At 54.0% G+C, this 5,520-nt stretch carries 3 rRNA genes; all 3 read right to left on the bottom strand.

Going from position 1 to position 5,520, the window contains the following annotated elements:
• Window positions 1-7 precede the first annotated feature (7 nt).
• Window positions 8-124: ribosomal RNA gene (rrf, locus tag MAF46_RS06025) — 5S ribosomal RNA — on the bottom strand.
• Between the two features lie 166 nt (window positions 125-290).
• A 23S ribosomal RNA gene (locus MAF46_RS06020) occupies window positions 291-3,349 on the bottom strand.
• A gap of 380 nt (window positions 3,350-3,729) precedes the next feature.
• A 16S ribosomal RNA gene (locus MAF46_RS06015) occupies window positions 3,730-5,257 on the bottom strand.
• The 16S, 23S and 5S rRNA genes sit together here, the layout of an rRNA operon.
• Between the last annotated feature and the right edge of the window lie 263 nt (window positions 5,258-5,520).

The raw sequence follows: 5,520 nt of genomic DNA, 5'->3' as shown, positions 1-5,520 counted from the left end.
AAGAATAATGCGGCAGCGTGTTAGTCTCCCACACCCTATCGAGTGCAGTACCCTCACCGTGTCAGGCCTTAGCTTCCGGGTTCGGAATGGGACCGGGCGTCTCACCTGAGCCATGACCACCGCAAAACTAGATTATACACTCGCAATACGCGAGCGGCAAGCTGGCGGTTTGGGAACCGGACATGAACGCGAGCAACAAGAAGAACAATCATCAAAATCAACAACTTAACCATAATCATGATCGCTTAACACTCCCTAAAGTTAAGAGAATTAAACGATAAGCAATACAAGTAGTATCACAATCGCCCATTAGTACTGGTCAGCTCCACCCCTTACAGGGCTTCCACATCCAGCCTATCAACCACGTGTTCTACATGGGGGCTCACACACAAAGTGCAAGGAATGCTAATCTTGGAGCAGGCTTCCCGCTTAGATGCTTTCAGCGGTTATCCCTTCCAAACGTAGCTAACCGGCAGCGCCACTGGCGTGACGACCGGCATACCAGAGGTTCGTCCACCCAGGTCCTCTCGTACTATGGGCAGGTCTCCTCAACATTCCAACGAGCGCAGAGGATAGAGACCAAACTGTCTCACGACGTTCTGAACCCAGCTCGCGTGCCGCTTTAATCGGCGAACAGCCGAACCCTTGGGACCTGCTCCAGCCCCAGGATGCGACGAGCCGACATCGAGGTGCCAAACCATCCCGTCGATATGGACTCTTGGGAATGATCAGCCTGTTATCCCCGGGGTACCTTTTATCCGTTGAGCGATGCCACGTCCGTACGCCGGCACCGGATCACTATCTCCGACTTTCGTCCCTGCTCGACCCGTCAGTCTCACAGTCAAGCCCGCTTGTGCGATTACACTCAAAACCCGATTGCCAACCGGGCTGAGCGGACCATTGAGCGCCTCCGTTACTCTTTAGGAGGCAACCGCCCCAGTTAAACTACCCGCCAGGCACTGTCCCTAACACGGATAACGTGTCGAGGTTAGACGCCAGATATGGAAAGAGCGGTATTTCACTTGTTGACTCCACGCAAGCTAGCGCCCACGCTTCAAAGCCTCCCGCCTATGCTACACGATCCACACCTAACGACAATACCAAGGTATAGTAAAGGTCCCGGGGTCTTTTCGTCCTTCTGCGCTTAACGAGCATCTTTACTCGTACTGCAATTTCGCCGGGCTCCTGGCCGAGACAGTGGGGAAGTCGTTACGCCATTCGTGCAGGTCGGAACTTACCCGACAAGGAATTTCGCTACCTTAGGATGGTTATAGTTACCACCGCCGTTTACCGGGGCTTAAATTCACCGCTTCGCCAAAGCTAACGGATCCTCTTAACCTTCCGGCACCGGGCAGGCGTCAGAGCGTATACAGCGGCTTACGCCTTCGCACGCTCCTGTGTTTTTGGTAAACAGTCGCTACCCCCTAGCTTGTGCCACCCCCAACAGCTCCGCATGTAAAAAACATCACCATCAGGGGTCTCCCTTATGCCGAAGGCACGGGAGTAATTTGCCGAGTTCCTTGGCCAGGATTCGCCCGATCGCTTCGGTATACTCTACCAGACCACCAGTGTCGGTTTAGGGTACGAGCGGAATCACACCTCACGTTGAAGCTTTTCTCGGCAAGCAGGATCACCGGAATCAGCCATACGGCCTACCCATCACGCCTCAGCTTAAACATCCCCCGGATTTACCTAGGAGACAGCCCACACGCTTAGCCACGGAAAACCACCTCCGCAGCCGGCTACCTACCCGCGTCACTCCCACGCTAACCTACTACCGATACGCTCCCAACACTAAACCAGAAGAAAACCCCGAAAGGCAATCAACCAGAATAACGAAGGTTAGTACTCTCAGATTCAGTTCGAACGGTGTAACACCGGTACGGGAATATCAACCCGTTCATCCATTCGACTACGCCTGTCGGCCTCGCCTTAGGACTCGACTCACCCGGGGACGACGAACGTGGCCCCGGAACCCTTAGTCATTCAGCGGACAGGATTCACACCTGTCTCTCGCTACTCATGTCTGCATTCTCACTCCCGTATAGTCCACGACAAGTTCACACTGCCGCTTCACCCCATACAGGACGCTCTCCTACCCCGCGTGAAATAAATCACGCAGTCGCGTCTTCGGTGGCGTGCTTAAGCCCCGCTACATTGTCGGCGCGGAACCACTAGACCAGTGAGCTGTTACGCACTCTTTCAAGGATGGCTGCTTCTGAGCCAACCTCCTGGCTGTCTATGCGACTCCACATCCTTTCCCACTTAGCACGCGCTTCGGGACCTTAGACGACGATCAGGGCTGTTTCCCTTTTGACGACGGAGCTTATCCCCCGCCGACTCACTGCCATGATAAACCTAACAGGTATTCGGAGTTTGGCTGCTATTAGTACCCGGTATGGGCCCGCAAGCATCCAGTAGCTCTACCCCCTGTAAGCAATAACATGACGCTGCACCTAAATGCATTTCGGAGAGAACCAGCTATCACGGAATTTGATTGGCCTTTCACCCCTAACCCCAAGTCATCCCCCCAGTTTTCAACCTAGGTGGGTTCGGTCCTCCACACGGTCTTACCCGCGCTTCAACCTGCTCAGGGCTAGATCATCCCGCTTCGGGTCCAGGACATGCGACTAAAACGCCTTTTAAAACTCGCTTTCGCTACGGCTCCCCCACCCGGGTTAGCCTCGCCACATACCACTGACTCGCAGACTCATTTTTCGATAGGCACGCCGTCACCCCACAAGAAGGCTCCGACGGATTGTAAGCGCACGGTTTCAGGAACTATTTCACTCCCCTCCCGGGGTGCTTTTCACCTTTCCCTCACGGTACTAGTACACTATCGGTCAGACAGGAATACTTAGGCTTACCCAACGGTCTGGGCAGATTCACGCGGGATTCCACGAGGCCCGCGCTACTTGGGAATAAACATAAAGAGACATCGCACGACCTGCTACGGGGCCATCACCCTCTACGGCTGGGAATTCAATCCCATTCACATAACACGATGTTTTATCACTCTCCTCAACCCCGTCAGAGGCTGAACAGTCAATCCCACGACCCCGAATACGCAACACCTGACGGTTATCACACGTACTCGGTTTAGCCTGATCCGCTTTCGCTCGCCACTACTCACGGAGTATCCTTTCCTGCAGGTACTGAGATGTTTCACTTCCCTGCGTACCCCCCACAAAACTGTGGTGACCACCCATAACAGTGGCCGGGTCTCCCCATTCGGAAATCCTCGGATCAAAGCCCACTCGGCAGCTCCCCGAGGCATATCGCAGCCCGTCACGTCCTTCATCGGTCCTGTCTACCAAGGCATCCACCATACGCCCTTACCAGTGATACACCAGTAAAAAGCCTATCGCTTAACTCTCTAGACAATAAATCATCACACTAAACGATCACAAAACGATCAAGCGACTCCACCAAAATGGAGCCGGTTGAAATTGATAAAAGTAAAAACAAGCAAAACCAAAAAAACAGTCTCACTATTCTTACTCGCGTCCACTATCCAGTTCTCAAACCACCAAACACCAAGAACACAAGCCAAAAACCAAAAAGCCTCAACCTGTAATCCAAGGGCTAGGACCGCAACCCCAAACAAAAAAGGGGGGTGGCAATCCGGGAACCCAAAAGCATGCCCAACATACTCACACAAAAAACGTTAACTATTGTTTTCCACACCAGTAACCACACTCATTCTGAGCGTGCACAAAAACTCCGTAGAAAGGAGGTGATCCAGCCGCACCTTCCGGTACGGCTACCTTGTTACGACTTAGTCCCAATCACGAGCCTCACCTTAGACGGCTCCATCCCAAAAGGGTTAGGCCACCGGCTTCGGGTGCTGCCCACTTTCATGACTTGACGGGCGGTGTGTACAAGGCCCGGGAACGCATTCACCGCGACGTTGCTGATTCGCGATTACTAGCGACTCCGCCTTCACGTAGTCGAGTTGCAGACTACGATCCGAACTGAGACCGGTTTTAAGGGATCCGCTCCATGTCACCATGTCGCATCCCGTTGTACCGGCCATTGTAGCATGCGTGAAGCCCTGGACGTAAGGGGCATGATGATCTGACGTCATCCCCACCTTCCTCCGAGTTAACCCCGGCGGTCCCCCGTGAGTTCCCGGCATAACCCGCTGGCAACACAGGGCGAGGGTTGCGCTCGTTGCGGGACTTAACCCAACATCTCACGACACGAGCTGACGACGACCATGCACCACCTGTGAACCTGCCCCGAAGGGAAACCACATCTCTGCAGTCATCAGGCACATGTCAAGCCCAGGTAAGGTTCTTCGCGTTGCATCGAATTAATCCGCATGCTCCGCCGCTTGTGCGGGCCCCCGTCAATTTCTTTGAGTTTTAGCCTTGCGGCCGTACTCCCCAGGCGGGACGCTTAACGCGTTAGCTCCGACACAGAACCCGTGGAATGGGCCCCACATCCAGCGTCCACCGTTTACGGCGTGGACTACCAGGGTATCTAATCCTGTTCGCTCCCCACGCTTTCGCTTCTCAGCGTCAGTAACAGCCCAGAGACCTGCCTTCGCCATTGGTGTTCTTCCCGATATCTACACATTCCACCGTTACACCGAGAATTCCAGTCTCCCCTACTGCACTCTAGCCCGCCCGTACCCGGCGCAAACCCACCGTTAAGCGATGGGCTTTCACACCAGACGCGACGAACCGCCTACAAGCTCTTTACGCCCAATAATTCCGGATAACGCTTGCGCCCTACGTATTACCGCGGCTGCTGGCACGTAGTTAGCCGGCGCTTATTCGAAAGGTACACTCACCCAAAAGGCTTGCTCCCAATCAAAAGCGGTTTACAACCCGAAGGCCTTCATCCCGCACGCGGCGTCGCTGCGTCAGGGTTTCCCCCATTGCGCAATATTCCCCACTGCTGCCTCCCGTAGGAGTCTGGGCCGTATCTCAGTCCCAATGTGGCCGTCCGCCCTCTCAGGCCGGCTACCCGTCGAAGCCTAGGTGGGCCATTACCCCGCCTACAAGCTGATAGGACGCGACCCCATCCCATGCCACTAAACACTTTCCCAACAAGACATGCGTCAAGTTGGAGCATCCAGCATTACCACCCGTTTCCAAGAGCTATTCTGGAGCATGGGGCAGGTTGGTCACGCATTACTCACCCGTTCGCCACTCTCACCAACCAGCAAGCTGGTCAGATCCCGTTCGACTTGCATGTGTTAAGCACGCCGCCAGCGTTCATCCTGAGCCAGAATCGAACCCTCCACGAAAAACTTCAATGAAGAGCCAACATAAGGCTCCAATATAAAAGAAAAAGACGAGACATTCTTTAAGGAAAGAACATCCCAACAAAAAACCTCACCATCATTTAACCATCTCTCAGGCACCCCACAATCTGTGAGGCTGACAATGAACTGGCAATAATTAACTAAATAAGTAGTACAGACACGCTCTTGAGTTCTCAAACCACCACCACACCAGCCGGCTCATCAACCTCAACCGAGGAGAACCAGCCGCGCTGAGCAGCAAGAGA

Source organism: Gardnerella pickettii (assembly GCF_029226345.1).
In the GTDB taxonomy this organism is placed as follows: domain Bacteria; phylum Actinomycetota; class Actinomycetes; order Actinomycetales; family Bifidobacteriaceae; genus Bifidobacterium; species Bifidobacterium piotii.
The sequence above is the reverse complement of the archived record's forward strand: the minus strand, read 5'-3'. Positions and strand labels throughout refer to the sequence as shown.